The sequence below is a fragment of the Stenotrophomonas sp. SORGH_AS_0282 genome (assembly GCF_030818125.1).
Lineage (GTDB): Bacteria > Pseudomonadota > Gammaproteobacteria > Xanthomonadales > Xanthomonadaceae > Stenotrophomonas > Stenotrophomonas rhizophila_A.
On the sequence record NZ_JAUTAB010000001.1, the window covers coordinates 191,059 to 208,823 of the forward strand.

General features: G+C 69.3%; 17 protein-coding genes. 3 read left to right on the forward strand and 14 right to left on the reverse strand.

The features are described from left to right. Positions 1–37: 37 nt before the first annotated feature. The 9 genes from QE395_RS00800 to QE395_RS00840 form a co-directional block, all read right to left on the reverse strand. Positions 38–1,336: a DUF58 domain-containing protein gene (locus tag QE395_RS00800; protein ID WP_306987295.1), complete on the reverse strand. Its 1,299-nt coding sequence runs from the start codon at positions 1,334–1,336 to the stop codon at positions 38–40. Then, entirely contained in the window at positions 1,333–2,334 is a 1,002-nt protein-coding gene (locus QE395_RS00805; RefSeq protein WP_306987296.1) for a MoxR family ATPase, read from the reverse strand. The genes QE395_RS00800 and QE395_RS00805 overlap by 4 nt, the downstream gene beginning before the upstream one ends. Next, positions 2,331–3,506, reverse strand: a complete 1,176-nt coding sequence (locus QE395_RS00810) for a DUF4350 domain-containing protein (RefSeq protein ID WP_095363198.1) — start codon at positions 3,504–3,506, stop codon at positions 2,331–2,333. Before QE395_RS00810 ends, QE395_RS00805 begins: the two co-directional genes overlap by 4 nt. Further along, positions 3,503–5,107: a DUF4129 domain-containing protein gene (locus tag QE395_RS00815; RefSeq protein ID WP_306987297.1), complete on the reverse strand. Its 1,605-nt coding sequence runs from the start codon at positions 5,105–5,107 to the stop codon at positions 3,503–3,505. The genes QE395_RS00810 and QE395_RS00815 overlap by 4 nt, the downstream gene beginning before the upstream one ends. Continuing rightward, positions 5,097–6,089, reverse strand: a complete 993-nt coding sequence (locus QE395_RS00820; protein WP_306987298.1) for a stage II sporulation protein M — start codon at positions 6,087–6,089, stop codon at positions 5,097–5,099. The genes QE395_RS00815 and QE395_RS00820 overlap by 11 nt, the downstream gene beginning before the upstream one ends. Next, on the reverse strand, positions 6,086–6,775 hold the full coding sequence (locus QE395_RS00825; protein WP_068854364.1) for an RDD family protein: 690 nt from the start codon (positions 6,773–6,775) through the stop codon (positions 6,086–6,088). Before QE395_RS00825 ends, QE395_RS00820 begins: the two co-directional genes overlap by 4 nt. Before the next feature lie 86 nt (positions 6,776–6,861). Next, positions 6,862–7,395: a gamma carbonic anhydrase family protein gene (locus QE395_RS00830; RefSeq protein WP_306987299.1), complete on the reverse strand. Its 534-nt coding sequence runs from the start codon at positions 7,393–7,395 to the stop codon at positions 6,862–6,864. A gap of 41 nt (positions 7,396–7,436) precedes the next feature. Then, entirely contained in the window at positions 7,437–9,326 is a 1,890-nt protein-coding gene (gene mnmG, locus QE395_RS00835) for a tRNA uridine-5-carboxymethylaminomethyl(34) synthesis enzyme MnmG (RefSeq protein ID WP_249833289.1), read from the reverse strand. Between the two features lie 492 nt (positions 9,327–9,818). Beyond that, positions 9,819–10,361: a hypothetical protein gene (locus tag QE395_RS00840; protein WP_306987300.1), complete on the reverse strand. Its 543-nt coding sequence runs from the start codon at positions 10,359–10,361 to the stop codon at positions 9,819–9,821. 111 nt (positions 10,362–10,472) lie between these two features. On the opposite strand from QE395_RS00840, the gene QE395_RS00845 reads away from it, so the two are divergent. Both QE395_RS00845 and QE395_RS00850 read left to right on the forward strand, forming a co-directional pair. After that, positions 10,473–11,432: a pyridoxal-phosphate dependent enzyme gene (locus QE395_RS00845; RefSeq protein WP_306987302.1), complete on the forward strand. Its 960-nt coding sequence runs from the start codon at positions 10,473–10,475 to the stop codon at positions 11,430–11,432. After that, positions 11,417–12,040 (forward strand): YdcF family protein, encoded by a 624-nt coding sequence (locus QE395_RS00850; protein WP_306990385.1) that lies wholly within the window; start codon positions 11,417–11,419, stop codon positions 12,038–12,040. The genes QE395_RS00845 and QE395_RS00850 overlap by 16 nt, the downstream gene beginning before the upstream one ends. Before the next feature lie 17 nt (positions 12,041–12,057). Here the strand turns inward: QE395_RS00850 and bioC are convergent, their stop codons facing one another. The 5 genes from bioC to bioB form a co-directional block, all read right to left on the reverse strand. Further along, positions 12,058–12,942 (reverse strand): malonyl-ACP O-methyltransferase BioC, encoded by an 885-nt coding sequence (gene bioC, locus QE395_RS00855; RefSeq protein ID WP_068854359.1) that lies wholly within the window; start codon positions 12,940–12,942, stop codon positions 12,058–12,060. A 50-nt stretch (positions 12,943–12,992) separates the two neighbouring features. Further along, a complete protein-coding gene (locus QE395_RS00860; RefSeq protein ID WP_068854358.1) occupies positions 12,993–13,775 on the reverse strand; it encodes an SDR family oxidoreductase in 783 nt (260 codons plus the stop codon). A gap of 58 nt (positions 13,776–13,833) precedes the next feature. Continuing rightward, positions 13,834–14,595: a pimeloyl-ACP methyl ester esterase BioH gene (gene bioH, locus QE395_RS00865; protein ID WP_210131449.1), complete on the reverse strand. Its 762-nt coding sequence runs from the start codon at positions 14,593–14,595 to the stop codon at positions 13,834–13,836. Between the two features lie 22 nt (positions 14,596–14,617). Continuing rightward, positions 14,618–15,829, reverse strand: a complete 1,212-nt coding sequence (gene bioF, locus QE395_RS00870; RefSeq protein ID WP_068854356.1) for an 8-amino-7-oxononanoate synthase — start codon at positions 15,827–15,829, stop codon at positions 14,618–14,620. Positions 15,830–15,908: 79 nt separating this feature from the next. Next, positions 15,909–16,943 (reverse strand): biotin synthase BioB, encoded by a 1,035-nt coding sequence (bioB, locus tag QE395_RS00875; RefSeq protein WP_306987304.1) that lies wholly within the window; start codon positions 16,941–16,943, stop codon positions 15,909–15,911. A gap of 70 nt (positions 16,944–17,013) precedes the next feature. On the opposite strand from bioB, the gene QE395_RS00880 reads away from it, so the two are divergent. Further along, positions 17,014–17,715, forward strand: coding sequence for a ComF family protein (locus QE395_RS00880; protein ID WP_306987305.1), 702 nt, complete (start codon positions 17,014–17,016; stop codon positions 17,713–17,715). Positions 17,716–17,765: the final 50 nt, after the last annotated feature.

Genomic DNA, 17,765 nt, shown 5'->3' on the forward strand with positions numbered 1-17,765 from the left:
CCCCGCCGGTAGGTATCGACCGTTGGTCGATACGTGCCTACAGCAACCCATCACGCTTGACGGCGAGGTAGCGCTCCACCAGCGCCCCGGGCAGCGCATCGGCCGTCACGTCCAGGACCATCACCCGGTGGCTGCGCAGTGCTTCATGTGCATCGTTGCGCTGCTGCAGGTAGCGCGCGATGGCGCCGGCCTGGGTCGCATCCTGCAGCGTCTCCACTTCCTGCTCCAGCGCCACGTCCAGCTCGCGCTCGCGCAGGCTGGCCACGCACACGAGGTGCTGTCGCTGCAGCAGGCGCACCGCCACCAGGAGGTCTTCGATGTCCTCATCGCGCACGTTGGTGACCAGCATCACCAGCGAGCGCCGGCGCTGGCGCACGCTCAGCTCGGTGGCGGCAGCCAGGTAATCAGTTGCCACCGGCTGCGCCTGCAGGTCGTAGCTGGCGCGCAGCAGCGCATCGATCGCGCCCATGCCGCGCTGTGGTGCCACCCAGCGGCTCTCGCCACCGGTGGCGAACAGGCCCACGCCATCGCCCTGGCGCAGCGCCAGGTAGGACACCACCAGCGCCGCGTTGAGCACATGGTCGAAGTGCGACAGCCCGCCTTCGCTGGCCATCATGCGGCGGCCGGTGTCGATCATCAGCACCAGCTGCTGGTTCTTTTCATCCTGGTACTCACGCGAGATCAGCTTGCGTGCGCGCGAGGTGGCTTTCCAGTCGATCTGGCGCAGGCTGTCGCCGATGCGGTATTCGCGCATCTGGTGGAAATCGGTACCCTCGCCACGGCGGCGCTTGAGGTGCGCACCGACCAGGCGCGAGGCCTGTTCGGCACTGAACAACGCGAAGCGGGTGAGCGGGGCGAAGTTGGGGTACACGCGCACGGTCAGCGCCGGCGGCAGCAGGCGGCGCTGGCGCCACATCCGCCACGGTGAATGCAGGCGCAGGTGCACGCCGTCGAACACGAAGCGGCCGCGCGCGGTCGGGGTCAACGTGTACTCCACGCTGCTGGCCACCAGCGGCTTGAGCGTCAACGCACGCGGCAGGCCCTGCAGCGACCACGCTCCCGGCACCAGGTCGAACACCTCCACGCGCTGGCGGCGGCTGGATTCGAAGCGCAGCGTGGTGCGCCGCTCGACGTTCAACGCCAGCGCCTCCGGCAGTTCGCGCTGCACCGTGGGCGAGGGCTGTGCGCGCAGCCGCAGCAGATCCACCAGTGCCAGCACCGCGATCGCCGCTGCGGACGCCCACCACGCCGACACCGGCAGCAGCCCGAACGCCACCGGCAGCCCGAGCAGCGCCCAGCCGACCAGCAGTATCAGCAGCAGCGGGCCTGGCCTCATTTGCGCGGCGCTTCCACCTTGGCCAGCAACGCGGTCAACGCATCGTCGGCCGACTGGCCTTCGATCTGCAGTTCCGGGGCCAGCGCAATACGGTGGCGCAGTGCCGGACGGGCGATCTCGCGCACGTCATCGGGGGTGACGAAGTCGCGGCCGGCCAGCACCGCCTGCGCACGCGCCGCACGCACCAGCGCGATGCTGCCGCGCGGGCCGGCGCCGAGCGCGATGCCCGGGAACTGGCGGGTGGCCGCCACGATGCGCACCGCGTAGTCCACCACTTCCGGATCCACCGTGATCGCCGCGGTCGCCTGCTGCAATGCGATCACCTCGGCGGCGTTGAGCACGCGCGGTACCTGCGACAGGTCAAAGTCGGCCGCGCTGCGGCCGGTGGTGATTGCATCCACCATCCGCTTCTCATCCTCCAGCGCCGGGTAATCGATGATGACCTTGAGCAGGAACCGGTCCAGCTGGGCTTCGGGAAGCGGGTAGGTGCCTTCCTGTTCAACCGGGTTCTGCGTGGCCAGCGCCAGGAACGGCGGGGTCAGTGCGAACGACTTGCCTTCGATGGTGACCTGGCCTTCCTGCATCACTTCCAGCAGGGCCGACTGGGTCTTGGCCGGGGCGCGGTTGATTTCATCGGCCAGCAGCAGGTTGGTGAATACCGGGCCGCGGCGGATCTTGAAGCTTTCCGACTTCGGGTCGTACACGGCGTGGCCGCTGACGTCGCTGGGCATCAGGTCCGGGGTGAACTGCACGCGGCCGTAGTCCAGCTCCAGTGCCTGCGCCAGGGCGCGCACCAGCAGGGTCTTGCCCAGCCCGGGCACGCCTTCGATCAGCACATGGCCACCGGCCAGCAGCGCGATCAGGATCTGGTCGAGCACCTCGGGCTGGCCGATGAAGGCGCGGCCGACGGCGTCGCGCACGGCATCGACGCGTTCAACCAGGCTCTGCCCGGTCAGCACGGGCGGGGACAACGGCGGCGGAGCGGAGTGGTCGGTCATAGCAGGTTTCTCATCTGGATCAGCAGGCGGATGCGCTCACGCAGGGCCACCACATCCTTCGATGGCGGCACCTGCAAAGCGGTCTGGACACGGGAATGCGGCCACTGCAGCAGGCTGGCGATGGCGTGCACCTGCGCCTCGCCGCTGAGCGCGGCAGCGGTGGGTGCGCGCCGCCGCAGCCGGGCCAGGAAGGCGCGGCGGGTGGCGTCGTACAACAGCGGTGCCTTGCCATAGCGCAGCAGGTGCTCGCCGCTGGCACGAACGTGTTCCAGCAGCGAGCGGCGCTCGGTGGCCGGGGCCGGCAGCAGGCTGCCCAGCCGCTGCGCGCGCTGCCACAGCCATGCCAGCAGGGCCAGCAGCAAGGGCACCCACACCGGCCAGCCCTGGTAGAAGATGCGTGACCACAGCGTGGGCGGGCGCGAGCCGTAGATCAGCCACACCGTGCCTTCGGCGTAGTTCGGGTCGAGCACGTGGCGGGTCAGGTCGCGGTGCGCGAGGTCGTGCAGGCCGTCGGCCAGGCTGCCCTTGGGATCCTCGGCGTCGAAGATCCTCGGCGTGCCCTTGAGGAACTCCATGTCCGACAGCACGTCCACGCTGCCTTCGCCCTTGCGCAGCCGCGCGAACACCAGCCCTTCGTCATCGCCCCATTCGCGCGCCACGCGGATGCCGTCGGGCACGTCCACGCCGAAACGGCGGCCACTGCAGAACTCGGAATGGCCGGGGTCGTCGGCAATGTGGAAGGCCTTGCAGTTGCTCTCGTAGTACCCGGTATCCACGCCCAGCGCGTCCAGCAGTGGCCCCTGCGCGGCGTCTTCGTCCTTGAACGGCGGCGGCGTGCGCAGCAGCAGGTGGCCGCCGCGTTCCACCCACGCCAGCAGCGCCTGCGCGGTGGGGGCGGGCACATCGGCGGTGTCCTGCAGCAACAGCACGGTATCGGCCGGCTTGAGCTGCATGCGCGGAAGGTCGAGGCGCGGGCTGGAATGCACGGTGATGCCGTCGGCACGCAGCGCCTGGCCCAGCACGTACAGCGGGTTGTAGCTGGCCTCGCCCTGCGGCGGCAGGCGCTCGGTATGGACCACGCGTTCATGGCTGCGCAGGAACAGGATCGCCAATGGCACGCCCACCACCAGCAGCACGCCCAGCACCACCAACCAGCGCAGACGGGCACTCATGCGCGCCACCGGAACTGGGTCTGCAGGGTGGTGGCCAGATCGTCGAACTCGTCCGGCTCGGGCAGGCGGCCGGCGTACGCGGCGTACTGCCAGACCCGCACGATGCGGGCGAACAGGGTGCGGTCAGCCTCGACCGGCATGCGCCGCGACGCGCGCAGGCACTGTGCTTCGGTCGCGCCCGGTGGCAGCACCACCTCGGCGCGTTCGCTCATCGATTCCACGCTGGCCCGGTACAGCAGCGCCAGCGCCTGGCGCGGCCGGCCCTGCTGCCACAGGTCGCGTGCGCGCGCGGCCGGATCTGGCGGAATCACCTCGGGCAGTTCCACCGCTTCCTCGACCACCGGATCGGTGGCCTTGCGCCGCCTCGCGCCGGTGCCGCGCAGCCAGCGCAGCCACCACGGCGCGGTGGCGATCAGCCCCAGCACCAGCAGGCCGACCAGGCCCCACAGGATCCATTCGGCAATCTGCGCGGGCAGGCGCGGGCCGCGCCCGAGCGGATTGCGGTTGTTGTCCGCATCGTCCTTCTTCTTGTTCTTCTCGGCCTCGCTCAGGGTGCGCTCCCAGCGTTTCACTTCGCGGGTGGGCGCCACCAGGGGATCTTCGTACGCGCGCTGCACGGCCTGGCGGAAGCCGGCGGTGTCGGGCGTGCCACCGAAGATCACGGACGGGGTGTTCGACGGATCGTCGGCGGGCACTGCGTCAGACGCTTCTTCTTCCTCATCCCCAGCATCGTCATCCATGCCAGTGGGTGCAGCGCAGCTCGGCGCCTGCGCAGGTTCTTCCGCATGCAGCCCACCCATCGGCCAGCACAGCACCAGCGCCAGTACCAGCAGCGGCGCGGCCCGCTGCAGCCGATCACGCATGCGCCGGAACGCGATCTCCACGTCCCAGGCTTCCATTTCCGTTCGGCGATTGAGATACAGCGCGAAGCCGGCGCCGGCGTAGAACGGCCCGATCAGCGTGGCGGCGAGCCAGAACAGCGCATTCACCCCCAGCTGTGCCCACGCCGGCATGGTTTCGCTGACCATTTCCCACGCTGTGCGCCAGGAATCGGACAGCAGCTCCAGCGGCACGAACAGGAAGATCGCCGCGATGCAGCCGCTGACAATCACCAGCTCGAACACCATGCACATCAGGGTGAGCAGCACGGCATGCCCGAACGTGCCGCTGAGCACGGCGCGGCGGCGCACGCTGCGCTGCGAGGCATCGCTGCCTTCCAGCAGGTTCACCGGCAGCAGCAGCGAGCGGAACGGGCTGAAGCGGCGCCAGCCCAGGTAGCCCCAGAAACCGCTCCAGCCCCACTGTCGCTGCGCGCGCAGGGTCTGCAACGGACGTGGTTCGTCGCCGAACACGCCGCGCGAGATCACATACAGCGCGATCCGGTCCGATATCGGCTTGAGCCACCACATCAGCAGCCAGGCCCAGCCGAACGCATCGGCCCACCATGCAGCGGCATTGATCACGGTGAACAACGGCAGCGACACCGCGATCAGCGGCAGCCAGATCGCCCGCGCGTGCCGGCGCACCAAGGCGGTGCCCAGCTCCATCGCTTCCCATTCGGAGCGCGCGCGCAGGGCGACGTTGAGCTGGTCAATCCGCATGACCGCTCCCGCGCCCACCGCGCCACAGCCACACGAACACCAGCGTCCACAGCACCGCAGCCATGCTGTACTTGCCCCAGGCCGGGATCGCGGCGATGGACGACCAGAACGCTTCGATGAAGGCGGCGATCAGCAGCATCGCGGCGATGCCCAGGCAGAGTTTTGCACCAATCACCCCGCCCTCGACGAGTGCATCGATGCGCCTGCGCCGGCCGGGCGCCAGCAGCTTCATGCCCAGCTGCAGGCCGGCACCGCCGGCGATGACGATCGCGGTGAGCTCGAACGCGCCATGGCCGCAGACGAAACGCCAGAACGGGTCGCCATGGCCGATGTGCTGCAGGTGGCCGGCCGCCGCACCGATGGTGAGCCCGTTGAACAGCAGCACCAGCACCGTGCCCAGGCCGGCCAGCAGCCCGCTGGCGAACGTACGCAGGCCGATGCTGATGTTGTTCATGATGTAGTAGCCGAACATCATCCAGTCCGTGCCGCTGTCGCGGCCCAGGTTCGGCGAGGCCGGGTTGTACATGCGCTCCAGCGAGGCGATCGCGCCGTTGTCCATCAGCATGTGGATCACGTCCGGGTGCCACTGGATCACCGCGAAGCTGCCCACCAGCGGCAGCACGAACAGCGCGGTGGCCACCCACATGCTGCGCGCCTGGCTGCGCACCAGCTGCGGGAAATCGGCCAGCAGGAATTCCAGCGCGCGGCGCCAGCGCGGCGGCGGCGTGCGGTACAGCAGGCCATGGCCCTGCTGCATCAGCAGCTGCAGGCGTGCCACCAGCTGCGGGCTGTAGCCGCGCTTGCGCGCAAGCGCGAGCTGCTGGCACAGCCGGCGGTAGTGCTGTGGAATGTCTTCATCGTTGAGCGCGGACGCATCGGGCGAACGGCCCGCATGCCGCGGCCGGTCGCCGCGCAGCGCCAGCCAACGTTCCAGCGCCTGCCATTCGGCCTGGTAGCGGGCAACGAACTGTTCCTGCCTCATCGGCGCCCCAGCAGCCAGTTGGCCATGGCATACAGGCGCAGCACTCCCACCTGGCCCTGGCCACCGCTGATTGGCGCGGCCACTGCGGCGAGCTCCTGCTGGCGGGGGCCGGACAGGCGCGGCGCGCGTTCGGCGAAGGCAATGATCGCCGCCTGTTCGGCCGGCTGCAGCGGCTGCGGCGGGGCCAGCACGGTATCGATGGCCACGCTGGCCGACCACGGCCGGCCGCTGTCATGCACCACCACGGTGCCGGCCACCAGGTCGCCCAGGCGCCGGCCATTGCGGTCGAACAGGCTCGACAGCAGCCCCAGCGCATAGCCGAACGGCAGCATGTCCACGGTGCGCAGCAGGTTGCGGGTGATGGAGGCCATCCAGCCGATCGGCGCGCCGTCCTGGGCCACCACGCGCAGGCTCATCACCCGCTTGCCCAGGGTGCGGCCCCAGCAGGCCTCCTGCACGATGGTGTACGCCCACATCAGCAGGAACATCAGGCCCAGGTAGAGGCCCTGGCCGAATTCGCCCAGCAGGGTGAGCGGAATGCTCAGCAGCATCAGCGCCGCCACGCGGATCATGAAGTCGATGGCCCAGGCCAGCGCACGCGGCACCGGCCCGGCCGCCGGCAGGTGCAGCGGCACGCCTTCGGGCGTGATCACTTCACGGTAGGTGTCCAGCATGGGTGCGCTCATGCGCACGCGTCCCTCCGGACGGCTGCCAACGGCATGCGGTTCTCGACTGCTTCCTGGGTCGGAGACCGACTTTACCGTGTGCGGGGTCACATCCCCAAGTACTTGTCCTTCAACCGCACGTAGTGGTCGGCCGAGTAATGCAGCGACTCGATCTCCTGGTCGCTGAGCGTACGCACCGGTCGGGCCGGGTTGCCCACCCACAACTCCCCTTCGCCCACCAACTTGCCCGGCCCGATCACCGCACCGGCGCCGACGAAGCTGTGCCGGCTCACGGTGGCGCCATCGAGGATGCACGCCCCCATCCCGATCAGGCTGTACTCGCCGATCGTGCAGGCATGGATGATGGTGCCGTGGCCGACGGTGACGCCCTCACCGATCAGTGTCGGGTAGCCGCCCTTGTTGTAGGGGCTGTGGTGGCTGACATGGATGATGGTGCCATCCTGGATGTTGCTGCGCGCGCCGATCCGCACATGGTTGACGTCGCCGCGGATCACCGTGCCCGGCCACACCGACACATCGTCCCCGAGCACCACGTCACCGATGATCGTGCAGCCCGGGTCGATCCAGGCGCGCTCGCCAACGACGGGGAAGGTATCGAGGAAGGGACGAAGGGGGGACATGGTGACGCTCCACGAGGCAGGCCACCATGATACCGCCGTGGTTACGCCACCCGGCTGCGCCGGGCGCGTTCCAGGTGCACCAGCAGCAGCGAGATCGCCGCCGGGGTCATGCCCGGGATGCGCTGGGCCTGGCCGATGGTCTGCGGGCGTACCCGCTCCAGCTTCTGCTGCACTTCGGCCGACAACCCGCGCACGCCGGTGTAATCGAACGCCGCATCGATGGCGGTGTTCTCATGGCGCTGCTGGCGTTCGATCTCCTCGCGCTGGCGGTCCAGGTAGCCGGCGTACTTCACCCCGATCTCGACCTGCTCGGCCACCTTCGCATCCGCCACGCCTGGGCCCAGCGAGGGCACCTGCATCAGCTTGGCGTAATCCAGTTCCGGGCGCTTGATCAGGTCCAGCACATTGGTTTCGCGGCTGACCGCCACGCCCAGCGCGGCTTCCACTTCGCGGCCCAGCGCGTTGGCCGGGGTCGCCCACAGTGCACGCAGGCGCGCCGATTCCTGCGCCACCGCCTCCTGCTTGACCTGGAAGGCGGCCCAGCGCCGGTCGTCGACCACGCCCAGCCCACGGCCGATGCCGGTCAGGCGCACGTCGGCGTTGTCTTCGCGCAGCTGCAGCCGGTACTCGGCGCGGCTGGTGAACATGCGGTACGGCTCGGTGGTGCCATGGGTGATCAGGTCATCCACCAGCACGCCCAGGTAGGCCTCGTCGCGGCGCGGGCACCAGCCGGCCTCGTCGCGCACGCGGCGGGCGGCGTTGAGGCCGGCCAGCAGGCCCTGCGCGGCCGCCTCTTCATAGCCGGTGGTGCCGTTGATCTGCCCGGCGAAGAACAGCCCGGACACCGACTTGGTTTCCAGCGTGTTGTTCAACCCGCGCGGGTCGAAGAAGTCGTACTCGATGGCGTAGCCCGGCCGCGTGATGTGCGCGTTCTCGAAGCCACGGATGCTGCGCACCAGCGCCAGCTGCACATCGAACGGCAGCGAGGTGGAAATGCCGTTGGGGTAGATCTCCACCACGTCCAGCCCTTCGGGCTCGACGAAGATCTGGTGGCTGGCCTTCTCGGCAAAGCGCACCACCTTGTCTTCGATGGACGGGCAGTAGCGCGGGCCGATGCCTTCGATCTGGCCGCTGTACAGCGGCGAGCGGTGCAGCGCGCTGCGGATGATCTCGTGGGTGTGCTCGCTGGTGTGGGTGATCCAGCAGCTCACCTGCGGCGGGTGCTCGGCCACGCTGCCCAGGAAGGACATCACCGGGCGCGGGTCGTCGCCGGGCTGCTCGTCCATCACGCTGTAGTCCAGCGAGCGGCCATCGATGCGCGGCGGGGTGCCGGTCTTGAGCCGGTCGATCGCGAACGGGCGCTCGCGCAGGCGCGCGGCCAGCGTGGTGGCCGGCGGGTCGCCCATGCGGCCGGCGGCGTACTGGGTCTGGCCGACATGGATCTTACCGGCCAGGAAGGTGCCGGCGGTAAGCACCACGGCCGGGGCGTTGAACTGCAGCCCGGTCTGGGTGATCACGCCACGCACGGCGTCACCTTCGATGACCAGGTCATCCACGGCGGCCTGGAACACGGTCAGGTTGGGCTGCGCCTCGACCATCGCCCGGATGGCCATCCGGTACAGGTTGCGGTCGGCCTGGCAGCGGGTCGCGCGCACGGCCGGGCCCTTGGAGGCATTGAGCGTGCGCCACTGGATGCCGGCGCGGTCGGCGGCATGCGCCATGGCGCCGCCCAGGGCGTCGATTTCCTTGACCAGATGACCCTTGCCGATCCCGCCGATGGCCGGGTTGCAGCTCATCGCGCCGATGGTTTCCACGTTGTGGGTCAGCAGCAGGGTGCGTACGCCGCTGCGGGCAGCTGCCAGCGCGGCTTCGGTGCCGGCATGGCCGCCGCCGATCACGATGACGTCGTAGCCGTAGAAAGAATCGGTCATGGGGTGCTCAAGGGCAGGGCCGGTACGGCCCGGAACCGCCCTGGGACAGGGCGCGGTGGTCATTTTAGCGCCGTTCGCGCCGGGTCCGTGAACGGGGGCCTGCAAAAAAATTCGCAATCAACCCTAAAGTTGGCACGTTCTCTGCAGATAACCCAATAGCACCCAGGATGGCAGGCGCCGAAAGGCGCTACGGATCGGAATTGGAACAGGGGCCGATCCATGCGCATCCCGGGGAAGCAGAAGGGCCGGCAGTCGGGGGACTGTCGGCCCTGTTTTTTATCCCCATAGAACAAAAGGCCCCGCCATTGGCGGGGCCTTCTGCGTTGTAGGTGCCGACATCCGACAGGGCCGGAACAGGGGGGATCCAGATGTTCCTGTCGGATATCGACATAGAGCTCAATGTGACGCCGTATGTCGTTTTTGTCACTTTTCGACCGAGGCCGTCACTGCCCGGCTAGATTGACCTGCCAGGCAGGTGAAAATCAAGCGGTCTTAGTTCTCATGTGTGCGCTGGTTGAACTTATTCATATTTCGCCAGGGAGAGCCATTGCTGCGCTGGGCCGGCTGGCTGGGTCGGGACTGCGGCGCGCTCACCGGACGCTGTTGCTGCTGCGATTGGGGGCGCTGCTGCGGCGGGCGGTCCGGACGCGGTGGGCGCCCCACCGAATCCATGTTCCGCCACGGCGAACCGCCGTTGTAAGGCGGGCGCGGTCGGTCCGGCGGGCGCACCTGGCCACCATTGCCGTTGCCCGGGCGGGGCGGCGGGCGGTGATTGTGCGGCGGGCGGTAGTTCGGGTACGGCCGGTAGATCGGGTAGTTGCTGTAACCACCGTAGCCGCCATAACCGTAATAGCCACCGCCACCGTAGTAGCCGCTGCCATAGCCGTATGGGTAGCCGGCCGGGTAGCGGTACTCCACCGACGGCGCGCCGTGGTAGTAACCGTTGCCACCACCACCGCCGCCCACGTAGTCGTAAGTCGCGCAGCCAGACAGCGTCAGCAACAGGCTGCCGGCAAGCATGAGGCGCATTTTCATGGAAGGGTCCCCCTGGGGTATGGCCCAGCTTCAGGCCGCCGCATTGAATCGGCCCTTAACTTTGCCCAGGCCGGATGAACGGTTGCCATCGTGGCACGTTAATCTTGTGTCATGACCGATTCATCCTTGCCCTGCGTCGATGACCTTTTGGCCGCCGCCGCGCGCATCGCGCCGCATGCCAGCGTCACCCCGGTGCTGCAGTCGCAGGTGCTGGGCGCGTTGAGCGGGGCTCGGCTGGCGTTCAAGGCCGAGCATCTGCAGCGCGGCGGTGCCTTCAAGTTCCGCGGCGCCTGCAACGCGGTCTGGGCGCTGCCCGAGGCCGTCGCCGCACGCGGGGTGGTCACCCATTCGTCGGGCAACCACGGTGCGGCGCTGGCGCTCGCCGCGCGCACCCGTGGCATTGCCTGCCATGTGGTGGTGCCGGAAGGCGCGGTAGCGGCCAAGCTGGCCAACATCGTGCGTCATGGCGCCACCCTGTGGCGCTGCGACTCGACCATCGCCGCGCGCGAGGCGATGTGCGCCCAGGTCGAGGCCGAGACCGGCGCCACCCTGGTCCATCCCTATGCCGATTCCCACGTCATTGCCGGGCAGGGCACGGCGGCGCTGGAGCTGCTGGGCAGCCACGGTCCGTTCGATACGCTGGTGGTCCCGGTGGGCGGCGGTGGCCTGGCGGCTGGAACCCGGCTGGCGCTGCAGGCGGTGAGTCCGGTCACGCGGCTGGTACTGGCCGAACCGGAGGGCGCCGCCGATACGGCCCGTTCGCTGCACGCCGGCGAGCGCCGGCTGGACTTCACCCCCGACACGATCTGCGATGGCCTGCGAGGCACGCTCGGCGCGCCGAACTTCGCGCTGCTGCAGGGCGCGGCCGAGGTGATCACCGTGGACGATGCGGCCACCGTCGCGGCCATGCGCCTGCTGTGGCAGGTGCTCAAGCAGGTGGTGGAACCGTCCTCGGCGATTGCGCTGGCCGCGATCCTGTCCCAGCCCGCGCGGTTTGCCGGGCAGCGGGTGGGCGTGGTGCTGTCCGGCGGCAACGTCGACCTGGACGCCCTGCCCTGGGCCGCAGCATGACCCGGCGCGCACGGGTCGGGCTGGTGGGCTGGCTGTGGCGGCTGTGCATGCTGTTGGCGGCCTGGCTGCTGTGTGTCACCGCGTGGATCGTCTGGGTCGGTGAGCGCGACCAGGCGGCCAAGGCCGATGCGATCATCGTGCTGGGCGCGGCGGCCTACGACGCCAAGCCGTCGCCGGTGTTCGAAGAGCGCATCCGGCATGGGCTGGATCTGTACCGCCAGGGCTACGCGCCATTGCTGATCTTCACCGGCGGCTACGGCGGCACCGGCGCGCGCTTTTCCGAATCGCAGGTCGCGCGCCGTTACGCCTTGAAACAGGGCGTGCCGGACGACGCGATCCTGATTGAAACCGCCTCGCGCACCACCCGCCAGAACCTGGCCGAAGCGCGGCTGTTGATGGACCAGCACAAGCTGCACCGGGTGATCATCGTCAGCGACCCGCTGCACATGGCGCGCGCGCTGCGCCTGGCCCGCGAACTGGGCATCGATGCACTGGCCTCGTCAACGCCGAGCACGCGGTTCCGCAGCTTCCACACCAGCTGGAAGTTCCTGGCGCAGGAAATCTATTTCTTCCATCGGGACATGTTCCCGTCCGCGAACGGTTCCTGACCGATATTTCTGGTTGGTCAGGTGGTCTTGCGCCGGATCGGAATCGCCGACACGGGGACGCTGGCCACATCCTGCCCGCGCTCGCGGATCGGCGCGCCCGCATCCGGCGCCCACGCGTGCGCGTAAATCACTTCCCAGCTGCTGGGCAGCGTGCCGTCCTCGCGACGCAGCGGTTCATAGGCGGCGCGCGCTGCAGCGAACCTGCCGCGCCCGGTCAACGTATGCCGGCGATCCTGGCGTGCATTGGTTGCGCCAATGGCGCGCAGCTCGCGCATCAGTGCATCCATGTCGGAATAGGTGAGCGTGAACAGGTCGCGGTCCAGCACCGGGTCGCGGAAGCCGGACATCATCAGCGCGTCGCCGAACTGCGCAATCGGCGGGAACCGGCTCACGTGCGAGGTGTCATCGGCGCTGGCGAACGCGTCGCGCAGCTCGATCAGCGTTTCCGGGCCGAACGTGGAACACACCAGCAGCCCGCCCGGCTTGAGCACGCGGCGGAAACCGGCGAACACCGCGGGCAGGTCCTCCACCCACTGCAGGCACAGGTTGCTGTAGATCACATCCACGCTCTGATCGCGCAGAGGCAACGCCTGCGCATCACCGCACACCCGGGTGAAGGGCTTCCACCAGCCGGCCTGCTTCTTCGCTTCGCGCAGCATCGGCTCGGCCATGTCCAGCGCGATCACCTGCGCCTTGGGCCAGCGCTTCTTCATCGCCGCACTGGCGTGGCCGGTGCCGCTGCCCACGTCCAGCACCACCTCCGGCTGCCGGCTTTCGAGATAGTCCAGCGATTCGAGCAGCCGCTTCTCCACCTCGCGCTGCAGGGCAGCGGCGGCGTCGTAACTGCTGGCGGCGCGCGAAAACGCGCGGCGGACGTGCTGGGGATCAAAGCTGGCGGTCATGTAAGGCTCACTATGCGGTAGCGCACGACCGTTGGTCGTGCGCCGGAAACTCAGAACGTACCGGGGTAAGCCCCGCCATCAATCAACAGGTTCTGCCCGGTGATGTAACCCGACTGCGCACTGCACAGGAACGCGCACGCCGCGCCGAACTCATCGGCGGTGCCGAAGCGCCCGGCCGGAATGTGGGTGCGCTTGCGCTCGGCGATCTGCCCCGCATCCACGCCCTGCTGCTGCGCCATGTAGGCAAAGTTGCCGCGCAGCCGGTCGGTGTCGAACTGGCCGGGCAGCAGGTTGTTGAGCGTGACGTTGTGGGCCACGGTGCGGCGCGCCAGCCCGGCGACGAAGCCGGTCAGGCCCGAGCGCGCGCCATTGGACAGGCCCAGGATGTCGATGGGTGCCTTCACCGACGAGGAGGTGATGTTGACCACGCGCCCGAAGCCACGTTCGATCATGCCATCCACGGTGGCACGGATCAGCGCGATCGGCGCCAGCATGTTCGCGTCCAGCGCAGCGATCCAGTCCTCGCGCTCGAACTGGCGGAAGTCGCCCGCCGGCGGCCCACCGGCGTTGTTGACCAGGATGTCCACCTGCGGGCAGGCGGCCAGCGCCGCCGCGCGGCCGGCCTCGGTGGTGACATCGGCGACCACCGTGATTACTTTGCCGGCACCCGGCAGCGCCCGGAGTTCTTCACCGGCGTGGGCGAGGGCTTCCTCACCGCGGGCGGCGATCACCACGTTCACGCCCTCGCGCGCCAGCGCGCGGGCGCAGCCCAGTCCCAGGCCTTTGCTGGCAGCGCAGACGAGGGCCCAGCGGCCGGCGATTCCAAGGTCCATGCATCAGTTCCGTAGTGGGGGACAGGCGTACATGATCGGCGATGCGCGCGCGGGTGGGTCAGGAAAGCGAGGCAACGAAGTGTTGCAGCTGCGCCGCCACCTCGTCGGTGTGGCCTAGGAACGGCGCGTGTCCGCCATGGGCCACTACATGCACGCTGGAACGCGGTGCGAGCGCGGCAGCGGCCTGCATCGCCCGCGCCGACACCAGCCGGTCGCGTTGACCGGCCAACCACAGGCTGGGCACGGGCAGGCGGGGCAGGGCGCCACGCAGGTCAGCGCTTTCCAGCAGGCGAAGGCCTTCCTGCAGGGCACGCGGGGCGGGCTCACCGCGCGCTACCAGCGCCGCGCGCAGGCTGCGCAGTTCCTGCCGGGCGTGTTCGGAGCCCATCGCATCCAGGGCCAGGAAGCGCTCCAGCGTGCCGCGATAGTCCTGCGCCAGGTCCTGGCCGAACTGTTCGAAGACCGCAGTTTCCACTGCGTATGGCCAGTCCTCGCCACGCACGAAGCGCGGTGTGGCCGCGATCATCGCCAGCCCACGCACCTTGGGCAGCGTGGCCGCCGCATGCAGCGCGAACAGCCCACCCAGCGACCAACCACACCACACGGCCGGCGGGGTCGCGGCGGCAATCGCACCGACCACGAACGGCAGGCGCAGCGGGGTGGCATCGTCGCGGCTGTTGCCGTGCCCGGGCAGGTCGACCAGATGCAGCTCGAACTGCGCCGACAACCGCTCCACCAGCGGCGCGAACACACCGCCATGCAGGGCCCAGCCGTGGATCAGTACCAGCGCCGGCCCGCTGCCGACCACCTCGATATGCATGCTCACACCCAACCGCCGTGCATCACGCGCTCAGCGCATCCAGTGCCTGCTGGCGCAGCACCTGGTCGCGTGCGTGGGCGATGGCATCGGTGAGCGCACGTACTTCCGGCACCGTGTGCAGCGCCGACAGGGTCACGCGCAGGCGTGCCTTGCCCTCGGGCACGGTCGGCGGACGGATCGCGCTGACCAGGAAACCAGCCGCTTCAAGCGCGGCCGACAGGCCCATCACGGTCGACTCGGCCCCGCACAGCAGCGGCTGGATCGGCGTATCGGAGGGCATCAGTTCCAGCCCATGCTGGCGCGCGCCGGCACGGAACACGCCGACCAGTTCGGCCAGCTTCTCGCGGCGCCAGTCGTCGCGGCGGGCCAGCTTCACGGCGGCCAATGCCGCCGCCGCCTGCGCCGGCGGCACCGCCGTGGTGTAGATGTAGGGGCGTGCGGTTTCGGCCAGGTGTTGGATCATCGCCTCGTCGCCCACCACCAGCGCGCCGCTGCCACCCAAGGCCTTGCCCAGCGTGACCAGCTGCAGCGGCACATCGGCCACGCCCAGCCCGGCGTCGGCCACGCAGCCGCGGCCGTGCTCGCCGATCACGCCCACGCCGTGTGCGTCGTCCACGTACAACACCGCTTCCTGCATGCGCGCCACCAGCGAGAGTGAGCGCAGCGGGGCGATGTCGCCATCCATGCTGAAGACACCATCGGTGACCAGCATCGCCGCGCCGTCGGGCGCGTGCTTGAGCTGGCGCAGCGCGCCTTCGGTATCGAGGTGCGGGTAGCGGCGCAGGCGGCAGCCGGCCAGGCGCGTGGCATCGAGCAGGCTGGCGTGGTTGAGCCGGTCCTGCACGCACACATCGTCTTCTTCGCTGAGCAGTGCCTGCTGCACCGCCAGGTTGGCGGCAAAGCCGCTGCCAAACAGCAGCGCACGCGGGTAGCCCAACCAGTCGGCCACTTCCTGTTCCAGCGCTTCATGCAGCGCATGATGGCCGCAGATCAGGTGTGAAGCGCCCGCCCCGGCACCTTCGCGCGCGGCGGCATCCTGCAGCGCGCTGACCACGCCGAATTGCTGGGACAGGCCCAGATAATCATTGCTGCAGAAGCCGGTGAGCCACTGGCCATTGACCTCCAGGCGCACGCCATCGCGCCGGGTTACCGTGCGGCGCACGCGGATACGGCCCTGCGCTTCGCGAAGCTTGCGCTGGGACTGGATGCGGTCGTGCAGGTCGGTACGGGCCATGGTCGTCAATGTCATGGGCAGGCAGGGCAGCTAGCGTACCCGGTTGCCGGGCGCTGCGCTGCACCGCCCGGGGCAGGGCTCAGGCCGCTTGTCCGCAACCACCGCCACAGGTGATGTCGGCATGCACGGTGCCGGGGTGGTCATGCCCGGCCGCATCCACCTGCACCGCCATCGGGCGCAGACCCAGCCGGCTGAACAGGGCCAGGTCGCGCTCGGTATCCGGGTTGCCGGTGGTCAGCAGTTTTTCGCCGTAAAAGATCGAGTTGGCCCCGGCCAGGAAGCACAGCGCCTGCAGCTCATCGCTCATTGCTTCGCGCCCGGCCGACAGCCGCACCATTGCCCTGGGCATCACGATGCGGGCCACCGCGATCATCCGCACGAACTCGAACGCGTCCAGTTCGGCACTCCCATGCAGCGGCGTGCCGGCCACCTGCACCAGCCGGTTGATCGGCACCGAATCGGGGTGCGCCGGCAGGTTGGCCAGCGCCAGCAGCAGCCCGGCGCGGTGCGCGCGGGTTTCGCCCATGCCGACGATGCCGCCGCAGCAGGTCTTCAGCCCGGCCTCGCGCACGTGTTCGAGCGTATCCAGCCGGTCCTGGTACTGGCGGGTGTGGATGATCGAGTCGTAGTAATCCGGCGCGGTGTCCAGGTTGTGGTTGTAGTAGTCCAGCCCGGCCTCGCGCAGCGCCACGGCCTGCGCGCCGTCGAGCATGCCCAGCGTGGCGCAGGTTTCCAGCCCCAGTGCCTTCACCTCGCGGATCATCGCCGCCACCTTGGGGATGTCGCGGTCCTTGGGCGACCGCCACGCCGCGCCCATGCAGAACCGCGACGCCCCGGCCGCCTTGGCCTGGCGGGCCTTGGCGACCACGTCGTCGGTGGCCATCAGCTTCTGTGCGCTCACCCCGGTGTCGTAGCGCTGCGCCTGCGGGCAATACGCGCAGTCCTCCGGGCAGCCGCCGGTCTTGACCGAGAGCAGGGTCGAGACCTGCACCTCGGTGGGATCAAAGTGCTCCCGGTGCACGCCCGCCGCCCGGTGCAGCAGCTCCGGGAAGGGCAGCTCGAACAGCGCCAGCAGCTCCTGGGGGTGCCAGTCGTGGCGGATGACAGAAGCCATGGGAGTGTCCTGACAGATTGGGGAGCGAAGGGGCGGCAGTCTGGTGAGGTTGAAGGAGGCTGTCAACCATATGGACTTTCGCAAAGTTTACGATCTGCTGGGCTGGTTGGGGCATCACTGCCTGCCGCTGCGCTGTCTGGTCTGCGCCAATCCGGGAAATGATGGGCTGGATCTGTGTGCCGCCTGCTACGCCGAGCTTCCGTGGAACGACCATGCCTGCCCGCTGTGCGCGCTGCCGCTGCCGCCGGATGAACCGGCCAAGGTGTGCGGTGGCTGCCTGGCCGAGCCGCCGCGGCAGGCCGGGGCGGCGGCGACCTTCCTGTACGCGCCGCCGATCGACCGGCTGGTGCTGCGCTTCAAGTTCCACCAGGACCTGGCCGCAGGGCGGCTGCTCTCGCAGCTGATGCTGCACGCCGTGCCGGACTTCGCGGAGTACCCGCTGCTGCCAATGCCGCTGCATGGGCGCCGCCTTCGCGAGCGGGGCTACGACCAGGCCCGGGAACTGGCCCGCCCGTTGGCGCGGGAGCTCCAGTTGCCGCTCTGGACCGGGCTGTGCCGCAGCCGGGCGACCCTGGCCCAGTCCACGCTGGACGCGGACGCACGTCGCCAGAACCTCAAAGGCGCCTTCGCCGTGCGGGCCACCCCGCCGTCCCGGCTGACCCTCGTGGACGATGTGATGACCACCGGCGCCACCCTGGACGCGGCCGTGAGGGCGCTGCGCCGGTCTGGCCTGCAGGAGGCCACGCTGTGGGTCTGCGCCCGGGCGCCGTGACACCTTGCCATGGCCTGCACAGGGGCTGGGCCTAGCATCGCGGTTGACTC

Excerpts from the sequence above, each read along its gene's own strand:
- QE395_RS00800 (WP_306987295.1), bottom strand. The coding sequence starts at position 1,336 with ATGAGGCCAGGCCCGCTGCTGCTGATACTGCTGGTCGGCTGGGCGCTG.
- QE395_RS00805 (WP_306987296.1), bottom strand. The coding sequence starts at position 2,334 with ATGACCGACCACTCCGCTCCGCCGCCGTTGTCCCCGCCCGTGCTGACC.
- QE395_RS00810 (WP_095363198.1), bottom strand. The coding sequence starts at position 3,506 with ATGAGTGCCCGTCTGCGCTGGTTGGTGGTGCTGGGCGTGCTGCTGGTG.
- QE395_RS00815 (WP_306987297.1), bottom strand. The coding sequence starts at position 5,107 with ATGCGGATTGACCAGCTCAACGTCGCCCTGCGCGCGCGCTCCGAATGG.
- QE395_RS00820 (WP_306987298.1), bottom strand. The coding sequence starts at position 6,089 with ATGAGGCAGGAACAGTTCGTTGCCCGCTACCAGGCCGAATGGCAGGCG.
- QE395_RS00825 (WP_068854364.1), bottom strand. The coding sequence starts at position 6,775 with ATGAGCGCACCCATGCTGGACACCTACCGTGAAGTGATCACGCCCGAA.
- QE395_RS00830 (WP_306987299.1), bottom strand. The coding sequence starts at position 7,395 with ATGTCCCCCCTTCGTCCCTTCCTCGATACCTTCCCCGTCGTTGGCGAG.
- mnmG (WP_249833289.1), bottom strand. The coding sequence starts at position 9,326 with ATGACCGATTCTTTCTACGGCTACGACGTCATCGTGATCGGCGGCGGC.
- QE395_RS00840 (WP_306987300.1), bottom strand. The coding sequence starts at position 10,361 with ATGAAAATGCGCCTCATGCTTGCCGGCAGCCTGTTGCTGACGCTGTCT.
- QE395_RS00845 (WP_306987302.1), top strand. The coding sequence starts at position 10,473 with ATGACCGATTCATCCTTGCCCTGCGTCGATGACCTTTTGGCCGCCGCC.
- bioC (WP_068854359.1), bottom strand. The coding sequence starts at position 12,942 with ATGACCGCCAGCTTTGATCCCCAGCACGTCCGCCGCGCGTTTTCGCGC.
- QE395_RS00860 (WP_068854358.1), bottom strand. The coding sequence starts at position 13,775 with ATGGACCTTGGAATCGCCGGCCGCTGGGCCCTCGTCTGCGCTGCCAGC.
- bioH (WP_210131449.1), bottom strand. The coding sequence starts at position 14,595 with ATGCATATCGAGGTGGTCGGCAGCGGGCCGGCGCTGGTACTGATCCAC.
- bioF (WP_068854356.1), bottom strand. The coding sequence starts at position 15,829 with ATGGCCCGTACCGACCTGCACGACCGCATCCAGTCCCAGCGCAAGCTT.
- bioB (WP_306987304.1), bottom strand. The coding sequence starts at position 16,943 with ATGGCTTCTGTCATCCGCCACGACTGGCACCCCCAGGAGCTGCTGGCG.
- QE395_RS00880 (WP_306987305.1), top strand. The coding sequence starts at position 17,014 with ATGGACTTTCGCAAAGTTTACGATCTGCTGGGCTGGTTGGGGCATCAC.